At 73.8% G+C, this 17,753-nt stretch carries 14 protein-coding genes; 7 read left to right on the top strand and 7 right to left on the bottom strand.

Annotated elements, in window-relative coordinates; genetic code table 11:
- Nucleotides 1-73: 73 nt before the first annotated feature.
- Complete coding sequence (locus tag ACIBEA_RS02200) at nucleotides 74-1,738, top strand: sigma-70 family RNA polymerase sigma factor (RefSeq protein WP_399256965.1); 1,665 nt, start codon at nucleotides 74-76, stop codon at nucleotides 1,736-1,738.
- A 192-nt stretch (nucleotides 1,739-1,930) separates the two neighbouring features.
- Nucleotides 1,931-4,384, top strand: a complete 2,454-nt coding sequence (locus ACIBEA_RS02195; protein WP_399256963.1) for a Helicase associated domain protein — start codon at nucleotides 1,931-1,933, stop codon at nucleotides 4,382-4,384.
- 58 nt (nucleotides 4,385-4,442) lie between these two features.
- Here ACIBEA_RS02195 and ACIBEA_RS02190 read toward each other — a convergent pair whose 3' ends face one another.
- Both ACIBEA_RS02190 and ACIBEA_RS02185 read right to left on the bottom strand, forming a co-directional pair.
- A complete protein-coding gene (locus ACIBEA_RS02190; RefSeq protein WP_399256961.1) occupies nucleotides 4,443-5,348 on the bottom strand; it encodes a DUF1906 domain-containing protein in 906 nt (301 codons plus the stop codon).
- A gap of 86 nt (nucleotides 5,349-5,434) precedes the next feature.
- On the bottom strand, nucleotides 5,435-6,850 hold the full coding sequence (locus ACIBEA_RS02185) for a glutamate decarboxylase (RefSeq protein ID WP_399256959.1): 1,416 nt from the start codon (nucleotides 6,848-6,850) through the stop codon (nucleotides 5,435-5,437).
- 20 nt (nucleotides 6,851-6,870) lie between these two features.
- Here ACIBEA_RS02185 and ACIBEA_RS02180 point away from each other — a divergent pair, with 20 nt between their 5' ends.
- From ACIBEA_RS02180 to ACIBEA_RS02170, 3 genes are all read left to right on the top strand, one after another.
- Complete coding sequence (locus ACIBEA_RS02180) at nucleotides 6,871-7,104, top strand: ATP-binding protein (protein WP_399256957.1); 234 nt, start codon at nucleotides 6,871-6,873, stop codon at nucleotides 7,102-7,104.
- 197 nt (nucleotides 7,105-7,301) lie between these two features.
- On the top strand, nucleotides 7,302-7,691 hold the full coding sequence (locus ACIBEA_RS02175) for a tyrosinase family oxidase copper chaperone (RefSeq protein ID WP_399256955.1): 390 nt from the start codon (nucleotides 7,302-7,304) through the stop codon (nucleotides 7,689-7,691).
- On the top strand, nucleotides 7,691-8,527 hold the full coding sequence (locus tag ACIBEA_RS02170) for a tyrosinase family protein (protein WP_399256953.1): 837 nt from the start codon (nucleotides 7,691-7,693) through the stop codon (nucleotides 8,525-8,527). Before ACIBEA_RS02175 ends, ACIBEA_RS02170 begins: the two co-directional genes overlap by 1 nt.
- Here the strand turns inward: ACIBEA_RS02170 and ACIBEA_RS02165 are convergent.
- Both ACIBEA_RS02165 and ACIBEA_RS02160 read right to left on the bottom strand, forming a co-directional pair.
- Nucleotides 8,494-9,216: a response regulator gene (locus ACIBEA_RS02165; protein ID WP_385779690.1), complete on the bottom strand. Its 723-nt coding sequence runs from the start codon at nucleotides 9,214-9,216 to the stop codon at nucleotides 8,494-8,496. The genes ACIBEA_RS02170 and ACIBEA_RS02165 overlap by 34 nt on opposite strands.
- Nucleotides 9,213-10,796: an ATP-binding protein gene (locus ACIBEA_RS02160; RefSeq protein ID WP_399256951.1), complete on the bottom strand. Its 1,584-nt coding sequence runs from the start codon at nucleotides 10,794-10,796 to the stop codon at nucleotides 9,213-9,215. Before ACIBEA_RS02160 ends, ACIBEA_RS02165 begins: the two co-directional genes overlap by 4 nt.
- Nucleotides 10,797-10,901: 105 nt before the next feature.
- On the opposite strand from ACIBEA_RS02160, the gene ACIBEA_RS02155 reads away from it, so the two are divergent.
- Both ACIBEA_RS02155 and ACIBEA_RS02150 read left to right on the top strand, forming a co-directional pair.
- Nucleotides 10,902-12,284, top strand: coding sequence for a cation:dicarboxylate symporter family transporter (locus ACIBEA_RS02155; RefSeq protein ID WP_399256949.1), 1,383 nt, complete (start codon nucleotides 10,902-10,904; stop codon nucleotides 12,282-12,284).
- Between the two features lie 277 nt (nucleotides 12,285-12,561).
- A complete protein-coding gene (locus ACIBEA_RS02150) occupies nucleotides 12,562-14,319 on the top strand; it encodes a S8 family peptidase (RefSeq protein WP_399256947.1) in 1,758 nt (585 codons plus the stop codon).
- Nucleotides 14,320-14,358: 39 nt separating this feature from the next.
- On the opposite strand, the gene ACIBEA_RS02145 is transcribed toward ACIBEA_RS02150, so the two are convergent.
- The 3 genes from ACIBEA_RS02145 to ACIBEA_RS02135 form a co-directional block, all read right to left on the bottom strand.
- Nucleotides 14,359-15,807: an alpha/beta hydrolase family protein gene (locus ACIBEA_RS02145; protein ID WP_399256944.1), complete on the bottom strand. Its 1,449-nt coding sequence runs from the start codon at nucleotides 15,805-15,807 to the stop codon at nucleotides 14,359-14,361.
- Nucleotides 15,808-15,919: 112 nt separating this feature from the next.
- Complete coding sequence (locus ACIBEA_RS02140) at nucleotides 15,920-16,594, bottom strand: (2Fe-2S)-binding protein (protein WP_399256942.1); 675 nt, start codon at nucleotides 16,592-16,594, stop codon at nucleotides 15,920-15,922.
- A 62-nt stretch (nucleotides 16,595-16,656) separates the two neighbouring features.
- Nucleotides 16,657-17,718 (bottom strand): SIS domain-containing protein, encoded by a 1,062-nt coding sequence (locus tag ACIBEA_RS02135; RefSeq protein WP_399256940.1) that lies wholly within the window; start codon nucleotides 17,716-17,718, stop codon nucleotides 16,657-16,659.
- Between the last annotated feature and the right edge of the window lie 35 nt (nucleotides 17,719-17,753).

The following is a 17,753-nucleotide window of genomic DNA, read 5'->3' as shown; positions in this document are numbered from 1 at the left end:
TTATCGGGGCCCCGCTCGGCGGTCTCCCATGTATTGGGCACCATCGACCGCCGGTACGGACAGGGATCATCACATGAGTACTCAGCACACCGCAGCGCTGGTGTCGGCCGCCCGGGCGGGCGATCCGGGGGCGCAGGACGAACTCGTCGGCGCCCACCTGCCGCTCGTCTACAACATCGTCGGTCGGGCTCTGAACGGGTCCGTCGACGTGGACGACGTGGTCCAGGACACCATGCTGCGGGCCCTCGACGGCCTGGGCGGGCTGCGGTCCGACGACAGCTTCCGGTCGTGGCTGGTGGCGATCGCGATGAACCGGGTGCGGGCGCACTGGGAGGCGCGCAGCACCGGCCCCGACGCGAGCGGGCTGGACGCCGCCCGGGAACTCGCCGATCCGGGCGCCGACTTCGTGGACCTGACCGTCGTACAGCTGAACCTCACCGGGCAGCGGCGCGAGACCGCCCGGGCCACCCGCTGGCTGGAGCCCGACGACCGGGCGCTGCTGTCCCTGTGGTGGTTGGAGTGCGCCGGGGAACTGACCCGGTCGGAGGTCGCGGCCGCCCTGGAGCTGTCCCCGCAGCACACCGCCGTGCGCGTGCAGCGGATGAAGGCGCAGTTGGAGTCCGCGCGCGTGGTCGAGCGGGCGCTGGACGCCCAGCCGCCCTGCGACGCGCTGCGGGCGGTGGCCGGCGGCTGGGACGGGCTCCCGTCGGCGCTGTGGCGCAAGCGAATAGCCCGGCACGCGCGCGAGTGCCTGCGCTGCGCGGGGCTGTGGAACGGCCTGGTCCCGGCGGAGGGCCTGCTGGCCGGGCTGGCCCTGGTCCCCGTCGCGGCTGCCCTCATGGCCTCGGTCCACGAGGCCACCACGGTTCCGGCCGCCTTCTCCTACGCCGCCTCCCCGGACACCATTCCTTCGTACGTCGCCCACGCGTCCGGCGCCGCCAAGGGCTCCGGAGCCCACGCGGCCGGGGGGCGCGGTGACGTGGGCCGGGGCGCGTCGCGCAAGCGGCGCCGCACGCGCCGCAGGGTCATCGCGGGCGGCGTGGTCGTCGCGTGCATGGCCGGTGGTGGGGCCCTGTACCTCGGTGGCGCCCTGCCGGGATCGGGTGAGGAGGGAACGACCGCCGCGGCTCCCGGTGTACCGCTGGCCGCGCTCTCCACCGCCGGGTCGGCGCCGTCGGCCTCGGCCTCCGCCTCCCCCTCCGCCTCGGCGTCCGCCTCTCCGTCCCCTTCGGCTTCCGCTTCGGCGTCCGCTTCGCCCTCCGCCTCGGCCTCGGCCTCCGCATCGGCCTCCGGGAGCGGGAGCGCGACGCCCGCCCCGCGCCCCTCGGCTCCGCGTCCGGCGCTCGCCGCGCCGCAGGGCACCGTGGCCCAGGTGATCGCACTGGTCAACCAGGAGCGGTCGGCGGCCGGTTGCGGGCCGCTCAAGGACGACGCCCAGCTGCGCGCCGCCGCCCAGGGCCAGTCGGACGACATGGCGGACCGGGGCTTCTTCGACCACACCAACCCCGACGGCGCCGACCCGGGCAAGCGGATCACCGCCGCCGGGTACCGCTGGTCGACGTACGGCGAGAACATCGCGCGGGGCCAAGCGACGCCCGCCGCGGTCATGGACTCCTGGATGAACAGCCCGGGCCACCGCGCCAACATCCTCAACTGCTCGTTCAAGGACATCGGGGTCGGCATCCACAACGGGTCCGGCGGCCCCTGGTGGACCCAGAACTTCGGCGCCCGCATGTGACCCCGGTCGAGGGGGCGCCCGCGGGCGCCCTCGGCCGGGGCCTTTGACGACAGGCCCTGGGGGAAGGGCGCCTTCCGCTCGAACGTCGCTCGACGACACCCGACCGCGCGGTCACTGGATGCTTCAATCTCGGGGCAGGATAGTGACTGGAGCCGAACGGGCTGATCAGACGGGGCGAGCGGAGTACGACGGATGGCACGGAGGGTCCTGCGCCCGCACCAGCGCGAGGCCGTCGACGCCGTCGTGCGGGCACTGGAGCTGCCCGTGGGCGGGCAGCTGCCCGCAGCCGGGCTGCGCACCCAGGTGATCATGGCCACCGGGTCCGGGAAGTCCCTGGTGGCCGTCCGTTCCGCCGAGGCCCTCGGGGCCGGGCGGGTGCTGGTCCTGGTGCCCTCGCTCGACCTGCTGACGCAGACCGTCGCCGCCTGGCGCGAGGGCGGTCGCACCGGGCGCTTCCTCGCCGTGTGCTCGCTGCGCGGCACGGAAGTGGGCGTGCCCAGCACCACCGATCCGGAGCGGATCGCGCAGTGGTGCCGACCGGTGCCCCAGGTCACGGTCTTCGCCACCTACGCCTCCCTCGGCCTCGGCATCGTCGAGGGGGCGCATCGCGCCGGGTTGCCGGGGTGGGACCTGATCGTGGTCGACGAGGCCCACCGCACGTCCGGACGGATCGGCAAGCCCTGGGCAGTGGTGCACGACAACACCCGGATCCCGGCGGTCCGCAGGCTGTACATGACCGCCACGCCCCGGGTCTGGCAGGACCCCGAGACCACGGAGGACGACCGCCCCACCGGGGGCGACCGCACGGAGGGCGACCGCACTGGGGGCCGGGTGCCCGGCGGGGTGCTGGTCGCCTCGATGGAGGACGATCCGGACGGACCGTTCGGCGCCCGCTGCCACACCCTGTCCCTGTCCGAGGCGATCGACCGGGGCATCTGCGCGCCGTACCGGGTGGTGTGCGTGGACGTCAGCGATCCGGAGTTCCAGGCGGCGGTGCTGCTGGGCCCGCGGGGGCGCTCGGACGAGGTGCGCGGGGCCCGGTTGGCGGCGTTGCAGACCGCTCTGGTCAAGGCGGCGGCCGACCAGGGCTTCCGGCGCACCCTGGTCTTCCACCACCTGACCCGGGAGGCCGAGGCGTTCGCGGCGGGGCTGCCCGCGGTGGCGGCGCGGCTGCGGATGACCAGCCGGGCCCCCCGCCCGGTGTACCCGCGGACCGTGTGGGCGGACTGGTTGGGCGGGCAGCACCCGGCGGCGCACCGGCGGCGGGTGCTGGACGCCTTCGCGGCCGACCGGATCGCGGAGAAGGCCTTCCTCGGCAGCGTCCGGGTGCTCGGCGAGGGGGTGGACACCAAGGAGTGCGACTCCGTCTTCTGGGCGGACGTCCGCGACTCGATGCCGGATCTGGTGCAGGCCGTGGGCCGGGCGCTGCGGATCCGCCCCGGCGAGGGGAAGGTCGCCTCCCTCGTGGTGCCGGTGCTGCTGGGCCCGGGCGAGACCCCGGAGACGATGCTCACCTCACGGGCGTACGGCAGCCTGGCGCGACTGCTGGAGGCGCTGCGGGCGCACGACAGCAGGCTCGTGGAGTCGCTGGCCGAGCCGCAGCGTCCGGGTGCGGCGCCCGGGCTTTCGAGGACGGCCGGGGCGGGCGCCGCGCAGAACAGCGGGGCCGCGGGACTGCTCAGCTTCTCGACCCCCCGCGATCCGGCGCTGCTCGCCGCCTTCATCCGGCTGCGGGTGCTGCACCCCGAGCACGAGCACTGGCGGCGCGGGCTCGCCGCGTCCGCGCACTACGTCGCCGGAACCGGGGACCTGAAGGTGCCCTTCGGGTTCAAGGCGCCCGCGGGCGGGGACGGTTGGCCGCCCGGGCTCGCCCGCTTCCCGCTCGGGCAGTGGATCTCGGACGCGCGGCGCGCCTACCGCCGGGGATCCCTCGGCCGGCGGCGGACCGCGGAGCTGGACGCGCTCGGGATGGTGTGGAGCGCCTTCGACGTGGCCTTCGAGGAGGGGCTGACGGCGGCCCGCGCCTGGGCGCGGGCGCACGGCCACCTGCTGCCGCCGGTGGATTCCACCTGGGAGGGCCACCCGGTCGGCATCTGGGCCAAGAACCAGCGCGCCGCCGCCCGCCGCGAGGGTCCGGGAGCGCTGTCGGCGGAGCGTCACGCGGCCCTGGACGACATCGATCCCGGCTGGTGCCCGGACTGGGACATCTCCTGGCAGCGGGCCTACCGACTGACCCGGGCGCGGCTGGAGGCGGGCGGCGCGCTGCCGCTGGAGCCCGGGGAGGTGTACGTGCAGGGCGAGGACCTGGGGCAGTGGCTGCGCGCGCAGCGCCTGGGGTGGGAGCGTTTGACCCCGGCGCAGCGGTGGCTGCTGGAGCACGGTCTGGGGACGGGTCCGGCCCCGGAGTCCGAGCGCCCGCGACCGCGCCGGGCGCACGCCGACGCCTGGGCCGCGAACCTGGCCGCGGCCCGCCGCTTCCAGGCCCGCGAGGGTCACCTCCAGGTACCGCGCACCCATGTCGAGCCGCTGGGCGGGGAGGAGCTGCGGTTGGGTTCCTGGATCGCCAACCAGCGCTCCCGCGCGTCCGGGCTGGCTCCGGAGCGGCGGGCCGCCCTGTCGGAACTGGGCATGCGCTGGGCGTCCTGACCGGGCCGCCACCATGCCGGGGCGGCCGGGGCCGGGGCAGCCGGGGCCCGGGACCGGGTCAGCCGGACGACGCATCGGGCCGGACCGCGACCGGGGCGTCGACGAGGTTGCGGTCGATGGTGAGGGTCACCCCGCCGTGGGTCTCCCGCACGTTGCCCCGGTACTGATGGATCCGCCGGTGCCCCTGCCAGAGCCCGGCGGCCAGCGCGCCGCTGTCGGCGGTGTCCGCCCGCCGGTCCCAGCGGGCGTACCAGACCGCGTCCGGCAGCGGTGCGGTGCCCGCGCGGGCGGCGGCGGCCAGGTCGGCCAGCCCGGAGCCGAGGCTGGAGTAGTAGCCCGCGCGGTACCCGGCCCGGTGCAGCCGCTGCGTCCAGCCGCTCGTGAAGTCGACCACGGCCTGCGCGCAGCGCGGCTCGGCGGAGGGGTACGCCTCGATGTCCAGGTACACCGGGGTGCCGGCGCCGAGCCCCAGCCCGCGGAGTCCGGCCAACGCCTCGACGGCCTCCTCGCGGCCCTGCTCGACGGCCCGCGCAGGATCGATCCTGCCGGGCTTGTGCGCGTACGACGTGCAGGGTGCCTGGCGGCCGACGTGGACCGGAACCAGCCGCCAGCCCATGGCCTGGACCCGGCGGACCCACTCGGCGGTGAGCCGCGGCTGCGCGCAGTGCCGCTGGCTGCCGCTGGTGTAGATGCCGACGGCCCCGTACGGCGAGTGGTCCCGCCAGGCCCGCATGGCGGAGAGCGAGGGAGCCGCGCAGGCGTCGAAGCCCTCGCCCCGGAAGACCTCGGGGTCGCGGCGGGGCGGTCCGTGGTCGGGCAGCACCCGCGGGGTGATCCCCCGCTGCGCGGCGGGCCCGGGGGACGGCCCCGGACCCCCGCGGGCCGCGGCCGGGGCGGCGAGCGAGCCGGACAGCACGAGGGCGGTGGCGAGGGCGGCGAGAGCGGTCACGCGGGTTCGGGGCATGCCCCCCACGGTCCGTGCGCCACCGCCGCCGCCCGGGCAGCCCGCGCCGGGCGGCGGCCAAGTTCATCCGTGCGCCGGTGTCGCGGTCAGTGGTGGAAGCCCGGCTGCGGGTCGGCCACGGGGGTCGGGGGCGCCTTCGTCAGGTGGTCCACGGCCCGGCGCAGGTCGCCGACCAGCAGGGCGATCTGATCGAGGGTCACCCCGTGCCGGATCAGGACGCGCTGGACGACGGTCTCGGCCCGGTCCGCGGGCAGCGGGTAGGAGGGCACCTGCCAGCCCCTCATCCGCAGCCGGTCGGAGAGGTCGTACAGGGTGAAGCCGCTCGCCCCGGGGTCGGTGAGGGTGTAGCAGACGGCGGGGAGGCCGCCCTGGCCGTCGTACAGGAGGGTGAAGGGGCCCATGCCCTGGACCTCCCGGGCCAGGTACGCCGCGGTGTCGGCGCAGGCCTGGTGCACGCGCCGGTATCCGCCCCGCCCCAGCCGCAGGAACAGGTAGTACTGGGCGATGATCTCCCCGCCGGGGCGGGAGAAGTTCAGGGCGAAGGTCGGCATGTTGCCGCCGAGGTAGTCCACCGTGAAGACGAGTTCCTCGGGCAGCAGGTCGGCGGTGCGCCAGACGATCCAGCCGACGCCCAGTGGCGCGAGCCCGTACTTGTGGCCCGAGGTGTTGACGGAGGCCACCCGGGGGAGCCGGAAGTCCCAGACCACGTCGGGGTGCAGGAAGGGGGCTACGAAGCCGCCGCTGGCCGCGTCCACGTGGATCGGGACGTCCCAGCCGTGTTCGGCCTGGATCCGGTCGAGTGCGGCGGCGAGGTCGGCGACCGGCTCGTAGTCGCAGGTGTAGGTGACGCCGAGGATCGCGACGACCCCGATGGTGTTCTCGTCGACGTACGCGGCGAGCTGGTGGGGGCGCAGTCCGGTGGCGCCGGGCTCCAGGGGGACCTGGCGCAGTTCCACGTCGAAGTACCGGGCGAACTTCTCCCAGCAGATCTGCACGGGGCCGCAGACCAGGTTGGGGCGGTCGGCGGGCTTGCCCTCGGCCTTGCGGCGGGCCCGCCAGCGCCATTTGAGGGCGAGGCCACCGAGCATCGCGGCTTCGCTGGAACCGGTGGTGGAGCAGCCGGTCGCGGCGCCGCCGGGCGGGGCGTTCCAGAGGTCGGCGAGGATGTTCACGCAGCGCGACTCGATCTCGGCGGTCTGCGGGTACTCGTCCTTGTCGATCATGTTCTTGTCGATGCACTCGTCCATCAGACGGCGGGCGCCGTCGTCGGACCAGGTGGTGCAGAAGGTGGCCAGGTTCTGGGCCGCGTTGCCGTCGAGCAGCAGTTCGTTGTGGAGCAGCGAGTAGACGACCTCGGTGGGCGAGTGGTCCGCCGGCATCCGGTACTTGGGCAGTACCTCGCCGCTGAGCGGGGACGCGAACACATCCGTGGCGTAGTCGACGCGTTCGTCACGGGCGGGGGCGGCTGCGGCGGTTGCTTCCTTCATCTCATGAAGTGCCATATCGGGACTATAGGGGCGCGGTGGCGGTGCTGGAGGTGTGCGACGACGGAACCGGGGTACCGGAGGCGGAGCGCGAGCGGGTCTTCACCCGGTTCACCCGGCTCGACGCCTCGCGCAGCCGGGACGCGGGCGGCACGGGTCCGGGGCCGGCGATCGCGCGCGACATCGCGGTGGCGCACGGCGGAACACTGGACGCCGGGGCGGGGCCGGGAGGTCGTTTCACCCTACGTCTTCCGGTCGACTCCGCAGTGTGACCCTCCCCATAGCCACCCCGCGCGACCGGAGATATTACTGTCGCGTAGGGTCATGACAAGTGATCTTCCCGTTCGGGCCACTGGAGACGGTTCGCACGGGAAGATCACCAAACTGGTTCTGTGTGCAACATATCCGCAGATGTCCGGATCGGATCCCGCCGGTTGAACGGGCGGACCGGGATGATCATCCTCCTCCCATGAACCAGATCACCCGCCGCCGGGCCCTCGGGGCCACCGCCGGCGCGCTCAGCGTCCTCGGCATCGCCGCCACCGCGCACGCGGCCACCCTCCCCGCCACCGCGACCGTGCCCGCACCCCGCACGGGCGACACCCTCGACGAGGTCTACCAGGGCCGCCGGATACGGATAACCCCCGCGCAGGGCGGTGGCCACCACGGCGGCCACCACTCCCCCGGCACGCCGACCGTCCGCATAGACGGCGCCGAACTGCACGTGATGCGCAACGCCGACACCACCTGGATCAGCGTCGTCAACCACTACGAGACCTTTGCCGACCTGCCCTCCCTCGCCCGCGCCGCCGTGCGCGAGCTCCAGGGCGCCGCCCTCGTCCCGATGGGCGGCATGTGATGACCGTGCGCAAGAACCAGGCGACCCTGACCCCCGCCGAGAAGCGCGCCTTCACCTCGGCGCTGGTGGAACTCAAGCGGACCGGCGGCTATGACCGGTTCGTCACCACGCACAACGGCTTCATCATGTCCGACACGGACAGCAGCGACCGGGTGGGCCACCGCTCCCCCTCCTTCCTGCCCTGGCACCGCCGTTTCCTCATCGAGTTCGAGACGGCGCTCCAGAGAATCGACCCGACCGTGGCCCTGCCCTACTGGGACTGGACGGCCGACCGCACCTCCCGCTCCTCGCTGTGGGCGGCCGACTTCCTCGGCGGCACCGGTCGGGCGCGCGACGGCCAGGTGATGGACGGGCCCTTCGCCTACGCCGCCGGGAAGTGGCCGGTGAACGTCCGCGTCGACGGCCGCTCCTACCTGCGCCGCGCGCTCGGCACCGGGGTCGCCGAGCTGCCGACGAAGGCCGAGGTCGACTCCGTCCTCGCCATGGCCGTCTACGACGCGGCCCCCTGGAACAGCGCCTCCAACGGCTTCCGCAACAACCTGGAGGGCTGGCGCGGCGTCAACCTGCACAACCGCGTGCACGTCTGGGTGGGCGGCCAGATGGGTACGGGCGTCTCGCCCAACGACCCGGTGTTCTGGATGCACCACGCCTACGTCGACAAGCTCTGGGCCGAGTGGCAGGCCAAGCACCCGCAGTCGCCGTACCTGCCCGCCGCGGGCACCCCGGACGTGGTGGACCTGCACGACACGATGCGGCCGTGGAACGACGTGACCCCGGCGGACATGCTCGACCACCGCAAGTTCTACACCTTCGACACCGAGCCCGCCTCGGTCTGATCGCCGGCGGCCAGCCACCGGTAGTGCAGCTCGGGGCGGCCGACCTGGCCGTACCGGGGCGCGCGGGCGGCCCGGCCGGTGTCCACCAGGTGCTCCAGGTAGCGCCGGGCGGTGATCCGGGAGGTGCCCGCCGCCCCGGCGGCCCCTGCCGCCGTGAGCCCCTCGGGCGCCGCCCGCAGCAGGGCGGCCAAGCGGTCCAGGGTGGGCGCGCTCAGCCCCTTGGGCAGCTCGGCGGGGCGGGGCGGCCGGAGCGTGGCGAGCGCCCGGTCCACGTCGTCCTGGCCCGCCGCCTCTCCGGCGGCGGCGCGGAACTCGGCGTAGCGCAGCAGCCGTTCGCGCAGCGTCGGGAAGGCGAAGGGCTTGAGCACGTACTGCACGACGCCCACCGATACGCTCTCGCGGACCACCGCCAGGTCACGCGCCGAGGTCACCACGATCACGTCCACCGGATGCCCGGCGGCGCGCAGCCCGCGGGCGAAGCGGAGCCCGTTGCCGTCGGGCAGGCCGAGGTCGAGCAGCAGCAGGTCGACCGGGGTCCGTTCCAGGGCCCGGGTCGCCTCGGCGAGGGAGTGCACCGCCGCGACGGCGGTGAAGCCGGGGACCCGGCCGACGTAGAGCGCGTGCGCGGCGGCGGCGACGGGGTCGTCCTCGACCACCAGCACCCGCACCGGCGACGCCCCGCCGCTCACGTCCGCGCCCCCGCCGCGAGCGGCAGCCGTACGGTGAACTCCGCGCCCCCGCCCGGCGCTTCGGCGGCGCTCACGCTCCCGCCGTGCCGCTGCGCGGCCTGGCGCACCAGCGCGAGGCCGAGCCCGCGCCCCGCCCCCTTGCCGGACCAGCCGCGCAGGAAGACGTCCGCGCCGGCGGGCAGCCCGGGCCCGTTGTCGGCCACCCGCAGCAGTAGTTCCCCGCCGCCGGGACGCACCGTCACCCGGACCCGCCCGCCGGGGGTGCCCGTGAGCGCGTCGACCGCGTTGTCGATGAGATTGCCCAGCACCGTGACCAGGTCGCGGGCCGGGGGCGCGGCGTCCGCCGCGGCGAGCGGCCCGCTGTCGGGGGTGACCACGAGCTCCACCCCGCGTTCGTGCGCCTGGGCCGCCTTGCCCAGCAGCAGGGCCACCAGGACGGGCTCGCCGACGGCGGTGACCACCTCGTCCGTGAGCGCCTGGGCCAGCTCCAGTTCGGCGGTCGCGAAGTCCACCGCCTCCTGCGCGCGGCCGAGTTCGATCAGGGACACCACGGTGTGCAGCCGGTTGGCCGCTTCGTGGGCCTGCGAGCGGAGCGCCTCGGTGAAGCCCCGCTCGTGATCCAACTCCCCGGTCATGGACTGGAGTTCGGTGTGGTCGCGCAGGGTGACGACGGTGCCGTGCCGGCCACCGCCCGCCACCGGTGAACTGTTGACGACCAGGACCCGGTCGGCGCTCAGGTGCACCTCGTCCACCCGGGAGCGGTCGGCGAGCAGCGCGCCGGTGAGCGGTGCCGGTAGGCCCAGCTCGGCCACGCCCCGGCCCCGCACCTCCCCGCTCAGCCCGAGCAGTTCACGACCCGCGTCGTTGATGAGGGTGACCCTGCGCTGCCCGTCGAGCATCAGCAGGCCCTCCCGGACGGCGTGCAGGACCGCCTGGTGGTAGTCGTGCATCCGGCTCAGTTCGGCCGCGTTCATCCCGTGCGTGTGCCGGCGCAGCCGGGCGTTGACGACGTACGTTCCCGCGCCGCCCAGGGCCAGGGCGGCCGCCGCGACCCAGGCGAGCGCGGCCAGCTGCCCGCCGAGCCGGTCGCTGATGGCGCGGACCGTGATGCCGGAACTGACCAGGGCGGTCACCCGGCCGTCGTCGACGACCGGGGTGACCACCCGGATCGAGGGGCCGAGGGTGCCGGTGTAGGTCTCGCTGAAGGTCTCGCCGCGCAGGGCGCGGGCCGTGTTGCCGAGGAAGCGCTCGCCGATCCGGTGCGGGTCGGGATGCGTCCAGCGGCGCCCGTCGGGGGCCATGATCGTCACGAAGTCCACGCCCGTGTCGGTCCGCACCCGCTCCGCGTAGGGCTGGAGCGCGGCGGAGGGGTCGGGGCCGTGGACCGCCTCCCGTACGGAGGGCGAGTCCGCCACGGCACGGGCGGCGGCGCCCGCCTGGCGTTCGGCCGCCTCCTCGGCCTGGCGGCGCGCGGTGGCGTACGCGAAGACCGCGCAGCCGGCGACGACCAGGGCGACCAGCACCACCTGCATGGCGAAGAGCTGGCCCGCGAGGCTGCGCGGACGGGGGAAACGGAACATGGCGCTCAGTGTGCACCCGGCCGTGAACTCAATGAACGCAAGGGTGACCGGGGTCACAGGGTGGGCCATGGTCGGCGCGGGACGTATTCATCTTCAGGAGGCGACGTGGCCGCCAGGCGCGACAGGACCCACTATCTCTACATCGCGGTGATCGTCGCGGTGCTGCTCGGCATCGCGACGGGCTTGGCCGCACCCGGCACGGCCGTCGAGCTGAAGCCCCTCGGGACGGGCTTCGTGAATCTGATCAAAATGATGATCTCGCCGGTGATCTTCTGCACGATCGTGCTGGGCATCGGTTCGGTGCGCAAGGCCGCCAAGGTGGGCGCGGTGGGCGGGCTCGCACTCGGCTACTTCATGGTGATGTCCACGGTCGCGCTCGCCATCGGGCTGCTCGTGGGCAACCTGCTGGAGCCGGGCAGCGGGCTGCACCTGACCGAGGCCGTGCGCGGCGCGGGTGAGGCCCAGGCGAAGGCGGGCGGGGCGCAGAGCACCGCGGACTTCCTGCTGGGGATCATCCCCAAGACGATGGTGTCGGCCTTCACCGGGGGCGAGGTGCTCCAGACCCTGCTGGTGGCGCTGCTGTGCGGATTCGCGCTCCAGGCGCTGGGAACGGCGGGCGAGCCGGTGCTGCGCGGGATCGGGCACCTGCAGAAGCTGGTCTTCCGGGTGCTCGCGATGATCATGTGGGCGGCGCCGGTGGGTGCCTTCGGGGCGATGGCGGCGGTGGTCGGCGCGACCGGCGTCGACGCGCTGAAGTCCCTCGCGGTCATCATGATCGGCTTCTACACGACCTGCCTGCTCTTCGTCCTCGTGGTGCTCGGGACGCTGCTGCGGGTGTGCACGGGCGTCAGCGTCTTCGCGCTGCTGCGCTACCTGGGCCGCGAGTTCCTGCTGATCCTGTCCACCTCCTCCTCCGAGTCGGCGCTGCCGCGACTGATCGCGAAGATGGAGCACCTGGGCGTGTCCCGGCCGGTGGTCGGGATCACGGTGCCGACGGGGTACTCCTTCAACCTGGACGGCACCGCGATCTACCTGACGATGTCCTCGCTCTTCATCGCCGAGGCGATGGGCAAGCCGCTGGCGCTCGGTGAGCAGATCTCGCTGCTGCTGTTCATGATCATCGCCTCCAAGGGCGCCGCCGGGGTGACCGGCGCGGGCCTGGCCACCTTGGCCGGCGGCCTCCAGTCGCACCGACCCGAACTGGTCGACGGCGTCGGCCTGATCGTGGGCATCGACCGCTTCATGAGCGAGGCGCGGGCGCTGACGAACTTCGCGGGGAACGCGGTGGCGACCGTGCTGATCGGGACCTGGACCAAGGAGTTCGACCGGGACCGGGCCACCGAAGTCCTCGCGGGACGCCTGCCCTTCGACGAGGCGAGCCTGACCGACGGCGAGCACGCCGAGGGGGACGACCCCGCGCGCGAGGACGCGGTGTCCACCCCCGTACCCGGCCAACCGGCCGTGGGCAAAGACGGCGTACCGGTATAGAGCGGCGCCTCCCGGTACGCGCGTCGGACCGGCCGGGCAGGGCTCTCCCCCCACGGTGCCCAGCCCGGCCGGCACCGACACCCCTAGCCAGGGGCGATTTTCAGCCAACCATCCGATAACCGGCGTGCGGTAAAAGGTACTTCCATATAGGGGCACGCTTCTGACATCTTGCGTCCACCACTCGTTTCGTACGGCCCGGTAGGTACCACCAGCACCACCGGGCCCTTCGGAGGACGCATTGATACCCCACATATCCAGCCGACCTCGACGTACCCTCGTGCTGGCCGCCGCCCTCGGCGCCGCACTGACCTTCGGGGCACCCGCCGCGCTCGCCGGCACCGCCCCCGTGGCACCGTCCGGGGCCTCCGCCCCGGCTCCCCGGGCCGCGGCCCCGGCTTCCCAGAGTGCGACCTGGGCTGCCGGAACCCGTGCCTACCTCGTGATCACCGCTCCCGGTGACAGCTCCGCCGTCCGCTCGGCCGTCACGGCCAACGGCGGCACGGTGTTCTCGAACTTCGACGCCATCGGCGTGATCGTCGCCCACTCGGCCTCCGCTTCCTTCGCTTCCACGATGCGCGGGGTCAGCGGGGTCCAGCAGGTCGGCGCCACCCGCACCTCGGACGTTCCGGCCGACGCCTACAACCCGGCGCTGCCCGCCAACCCGGCGCAGTCCACGACCCCCGCGGGCGAGCCGGTCCGCGCGGACATGAGCCAGATCAAGGCGGACCAGGCCTGGGCCGTCACCACCGGTTCGTCCTCCGTGAAGGTCGGCATCCTGGACACCGGTGTGGACGACCAGCACCAGGACCTGGCCCCGAACTTCAACGCGGCCGACTCGGTCTCCTGCGCCTACGGCAAGCCGGACACCCGCGCCGGCGCCTGGCGCGACGTGGACACCCACGGCACGCACGTCGCGGGCACCATCGCCGCCGCCAAGAACGGCAAGGGCGTCGTCGGTGTGGCCCCGAGCGTGAAGATCTCCGCGGTCCGGGTCGCCGAGCCGGGCAACTCGTTCTTCTTCGCCGAGAACACCATCTGCGGTTTCGTCTGGGCGGGTGACCACGGCTTCAAGGTCACCAACAACAGCTACTACACGGACCCGTGGCAGTTCAACTGCCCGGACAACATCGACCAGGCCGCCATCATCGAGGGCGTCAAGCGCGCCCAGGAGTACGCGGAGGGCAAGGGTTCGCTCCAGGTCGCCGCGGCGGGCAACGAGAACTACGACCTCGCCCACAAGACCACGGACTCGGCGAGCCCGAACGACTCGACGCCGGTCACCCGGACCATCACCAACGCCTGCCTCGACATCCCGACCGAGCTTCCGGGCGTGGTCACCGTCGCGGCGAACGGCACCGGCACCACGAAGGCCTCGTTCTCCAACTTCGGCGCGGGCGTCATCGACGTGGCGGCCCCCGGCAGCGACGTCTACTCCACCCTCCCGGGCGGCAAGTACGGCACCAAGAGCGGTACCTCGATGGCCACTCCGCACGTCGTGGGCGTGGCCGCGCTCCTCGCGAGCGCCAACCCCGGCATCACTCCGGCGCAGCTGCGCGACAAGCTGGCCACCCAGGCCAACGACATCGCCTGCCCGTCGGACGGCCGCTGCACCGGGACCGCCGCCAACAACTCCTTCTTCGGCGAAGGCCAGGTCGACGCCCTGAAGGCGGTGGGCGGCTCCACCCCGCCGGCCGGCAAGTACTTCGAGAACACCGCCGACTTCGCGATCAACGACAACGCGACCGTGGAGAGCCCGATCACCGTCAGCGGGGTGACCGGCAACGCGCCCGCCACCCTCAAGGTGGGCGTGGACATCAAGCACACCTACATCGGTGACCTGAAGGTCGACCTCGTCGCACCCGACGGCAGCGTCTACACCCTGTCCAACCGGACCGGCGGCAGCACGGACAACATCGTCCAGACCTTCACCGTCAACGCCTCCTCGGAGGTCGCGAACGGCGTCTGGAAGCTCCGTGTGAACGACAACGCCAACTCCGACACCGGCAAGATCGACGCCTGGAACCTCACCTTCTAGGGTGCCGGGCGGGAACGGCGTGACGGGCACGCCCGTGCGCTAGCGCCGCAGGATGTCGGCGAGCCAGTCGAAGACGACATCGCAGTGCTGTTGCGGGGCCATCGGGGAGCAGTGCAACTGCGCCCCGGTGGCCCCGGTCAGCTTCACGTACTCGCGCCGGGCCCGCAGCAGGTCGTACATCTGCCGGGGCTGGCCCGGGTAGAACTGCTCGGCCTCGTAGTCCAGGACCAGGGTCGGCGTCTTGATCCTCGGCACCAGAGCGGTGACGTCGAGGCCGATCGCCCGCTGGGCCGGGGTCCACAGGTCCTTGAACACCCGGCCGGCCCTGGCCTCGCGCAGCGCCTCCCGGGAGAAGATCTCGAACCGCTTCTTCACGAGGTAGGCCAGTTGCGGGGAGAGGTCCGGGACCACCTGCTCGTTCCAGTTCCGGTTCGTCTCCTCCTTGTCCGCGGTGACCACGTCCCGCAGCGTCTTGTCGAAGCCGAGCCAGGGGCTGACGCAGCCCGGCATGCAGACCAGGGCCGCCAGGCGGTGCTCGAAGGCCGCCGCGCGGGCCACCAGATTGCCGCCCATGCTCATACCGGTCAGCGCGATCCGACCGCTGTCCACGTCCTTGCGGCGGTCCAGCCAGTCGATGAGCGGGGCGACCACCCCTTCCCAGCGGGTGGTGAAGGGCATTTCCTCGACGAACAGCAGCCGGCCCTGGCCGGGACCGTCGTAGACCAGCGCGTTCCAGCCCCGGTCGAGGGCCGCGGACACGCCGTAGGTCCACATGTCGACGTTCTGACCGTCGCTGCCGTTGGTGAGGATGACCGTCGGACGCGGCCGCTCCGGGCCCTCGGGGCGGAAGAACCACACGGGCAGGTGGGTCTTCTCGTACGGGACCCGCGCGCGCTCGGCGGCCGGCGAGCACAGCGAGGCGAAGGTGTCCCAGGCCGCCGCACCGGCCAGGTACACCGCCTTCTCGTCAGCCGGTTTCGCCGTGCCCAGGACGTAGAAGAGGCTCTGGGCGAAGTACTGCGAGGCCCGTAGCGCCCGGAAGCGGCGGGTCTGGGAGGGCGGTTCGTGGCCGTGGCGCCCGGCGGGCGGGGGCGCGGCGAGCTTCTCGCCCCAGCCGCGGAAGGTGTCGCTGAAGGTCTGCTCGGACGCCCCGGCGGAGTTCACGGAGTTGACGGCGGTCAGCACCTCGCCGACCTCGGAGGCCCGCATCCCCGCGGCGCCGAGGGCGAACAGGGCGGCGAAGTTGAAGCCGGGGTCGGTGAAGAGCTTCATGGCACCGGGCGCCGCGTCCGGCTCGACCGCCGAGCCCGGCCGCACGGCGGCGCCGCCCACCGCGGCGGCCCGGGCCGGTGCCGCGGCCACGGCGCCGCCGGCGGCGAGGGCCCCGGCCCCCGCGGCGATCCCGGCCAGCGCCGCGCGGCGGGAGAGGACGGACGGGGGCAGCGGCGCGGGCGGCGGCTGGTGCGGGGTGGTGCGACGGTGCGTCATGCTCGGGACGGTAGGAGGCCGCTACGGCGGGTCGCCCGGCGCCACACCCGCCACTGCTCCGAACGGACCTGCCCGGCGGACCGCCACCGCCCGCCCGGCCCGCGCCGCCCGGCTACCGGGTCCGCAGCACGCAGTCCCCGCACAGGCCGCCGCCCGGCGCCTTGTAGTAGAGGCAGCAGCTCCGCCGTACGAAGGCCACCCCGAGCCCCTCCTCGTGCACGAAGGTGCCGGTGGCGCCCAGCGGTCCCTCATCGGCCAGCAGCGCCGCGGTCAGGGCGACCGCGTCACCTCCCGGGACCCGGTCGAGCAGCACCCGCAGGCTGCCGACCAGCCCGGAGGCGGCGTTCCCCCGGAGCACCCGCGGCGACAGCGCGTACCGGGCCCGCAGCCCCGCCTCCAGCACGGCGAGGTTCCCGAGCACGGTGGCCCCGAGTTCCTCCCCGGGCAGGTCCACCGGTCCGGGCAGCCACAGCTCCAGCGACCCCGCGTCCGGCAGTCGCCACCACACCCGGTCGGGAGCCAGGTCCGGCACCCGCCCGGACAGTGCCGCGCAGCCGAGCCCGAGGGACCACAGGCGGGAGGCGAGGCCGAACTGCGCGGTGGAGGCGGCCACCCGGCCCGGGCCGGTGCCCATGCGCCGGCCGATCTCGCCGACGTACTCCGCGAGGTGGTCGCCGTACAGCTCGGTCAGGGGACGGAATCCCGGCCCGGGCGGCTGCTCGGCGCACGGCACGGTGAAGAACGGCCCCACCGGGGCCAGTCGCCGCAGTACGTCCTCCAGGTCCATGGCCCGATGATCTCAGGCGGCGACCGGCGCCCGGGGGCGGGGTCCGCCCCCGGGCCGAGCGCTCAGCTCGCCGGGGTGTGGGCGGCCACCTCGAAGTCGGACATGTCCAGTCCGCCTTCCTTCGTGTCGTCGTTGGCGAAGACGAAGGACTCGATCGGCACGCCGCGTTCGTCGCTGAGCTGGGCCACCAGTTCCTGCAGGACCACGGTCTCCAGGACCACCCGGACCGCGTCCGCGCACCGCGGCAGCCGGACGACGGCCAAGTGGTCCGCCGCCTCGATCTCGGCGGTGGTGATCAACAGGGTCAGGTGACCGGCGTCGGAGAGGGAGCGGGCCAGCTCGATCTCGCGCCCGTCGCCGAAGACGAGGTGCAGGGTGTTGCCCGCCGATTCCATCTCGCCGTGCAGGTAGTTGCGGGTCGCCGAGGCCGCCGCGGTCATCCGCACGACCTCGCGCAGCAGCAGCGCGCCCTCCTCGGCGGACGCCCTGGAGGCTCCCGCGGCCACCCCGTCGGAGGCGATGCATCGGGCCCCGCGCTCGCGCAGACCGGCGATGACCCCGGTGGCCTGCTCGTGGACCGCAGTGGTCTGCTCGGCGATCCGCTCCCAGGGGTCCTCGGTCGCGGGCCGCCCGGCGATGGCTCCCGCGATCAGGTCGAGGGCGAGGACGGTTCCGGTGTAGCCGATGGTCGAGGCGTAGGAGTCGGGCTCGTTGCCCAGGTCCACGGTCAGGTCGGCGAGGTCGCCGAGCGGGGACGGCACGACGTTGAGCAGTGCGGTCCGGGTGATGCCGGGGGCGGCGCGCTGGAAGGCGGCGAGGGTCTCGGAACTGCGGCCGCCCTGGGAGACGGCGATCAGAGCGTCGGTGTCGAAGCCGGCGGTGCCGGTCTCGATCTCGCTGGAGAGCACGCGCTGGGTGACCACCCCGGCCGCGCGCAACTGCTGGACCGGGACGGCGAGGGCCGCGTACGAGGCGCCGATCCCGGTGAAGAGCGGGCGGCGGGCGGCGTGCAGGGGGGCCAGAGCGGGGTCGGCGAGCTGGGTGCGGACGCGCTCGGCGATGCGTGCGAGCGCGGCGCCCTGGTCGGCCTGGCCCTGGAGGAAGGTGATACGGGATCCGGACATGGTGTGTCTCCGCTTCGTCGTGGTGTCGTTCGGCC

This window comes from Streptomyces sp. NPDC051555, assembly GCF_044454405.1.
Classification (GTDB): Bacteria; Actinomycetota; Actinomycetes; order Streptomycetales; family Streptomycetaceae; genus Streptomyces.
The sequence above is the reverse complement of the archived record's forward strand: the minus strand, read 5'-3'. Positions and strand labels throughout refer to the sequence as shown.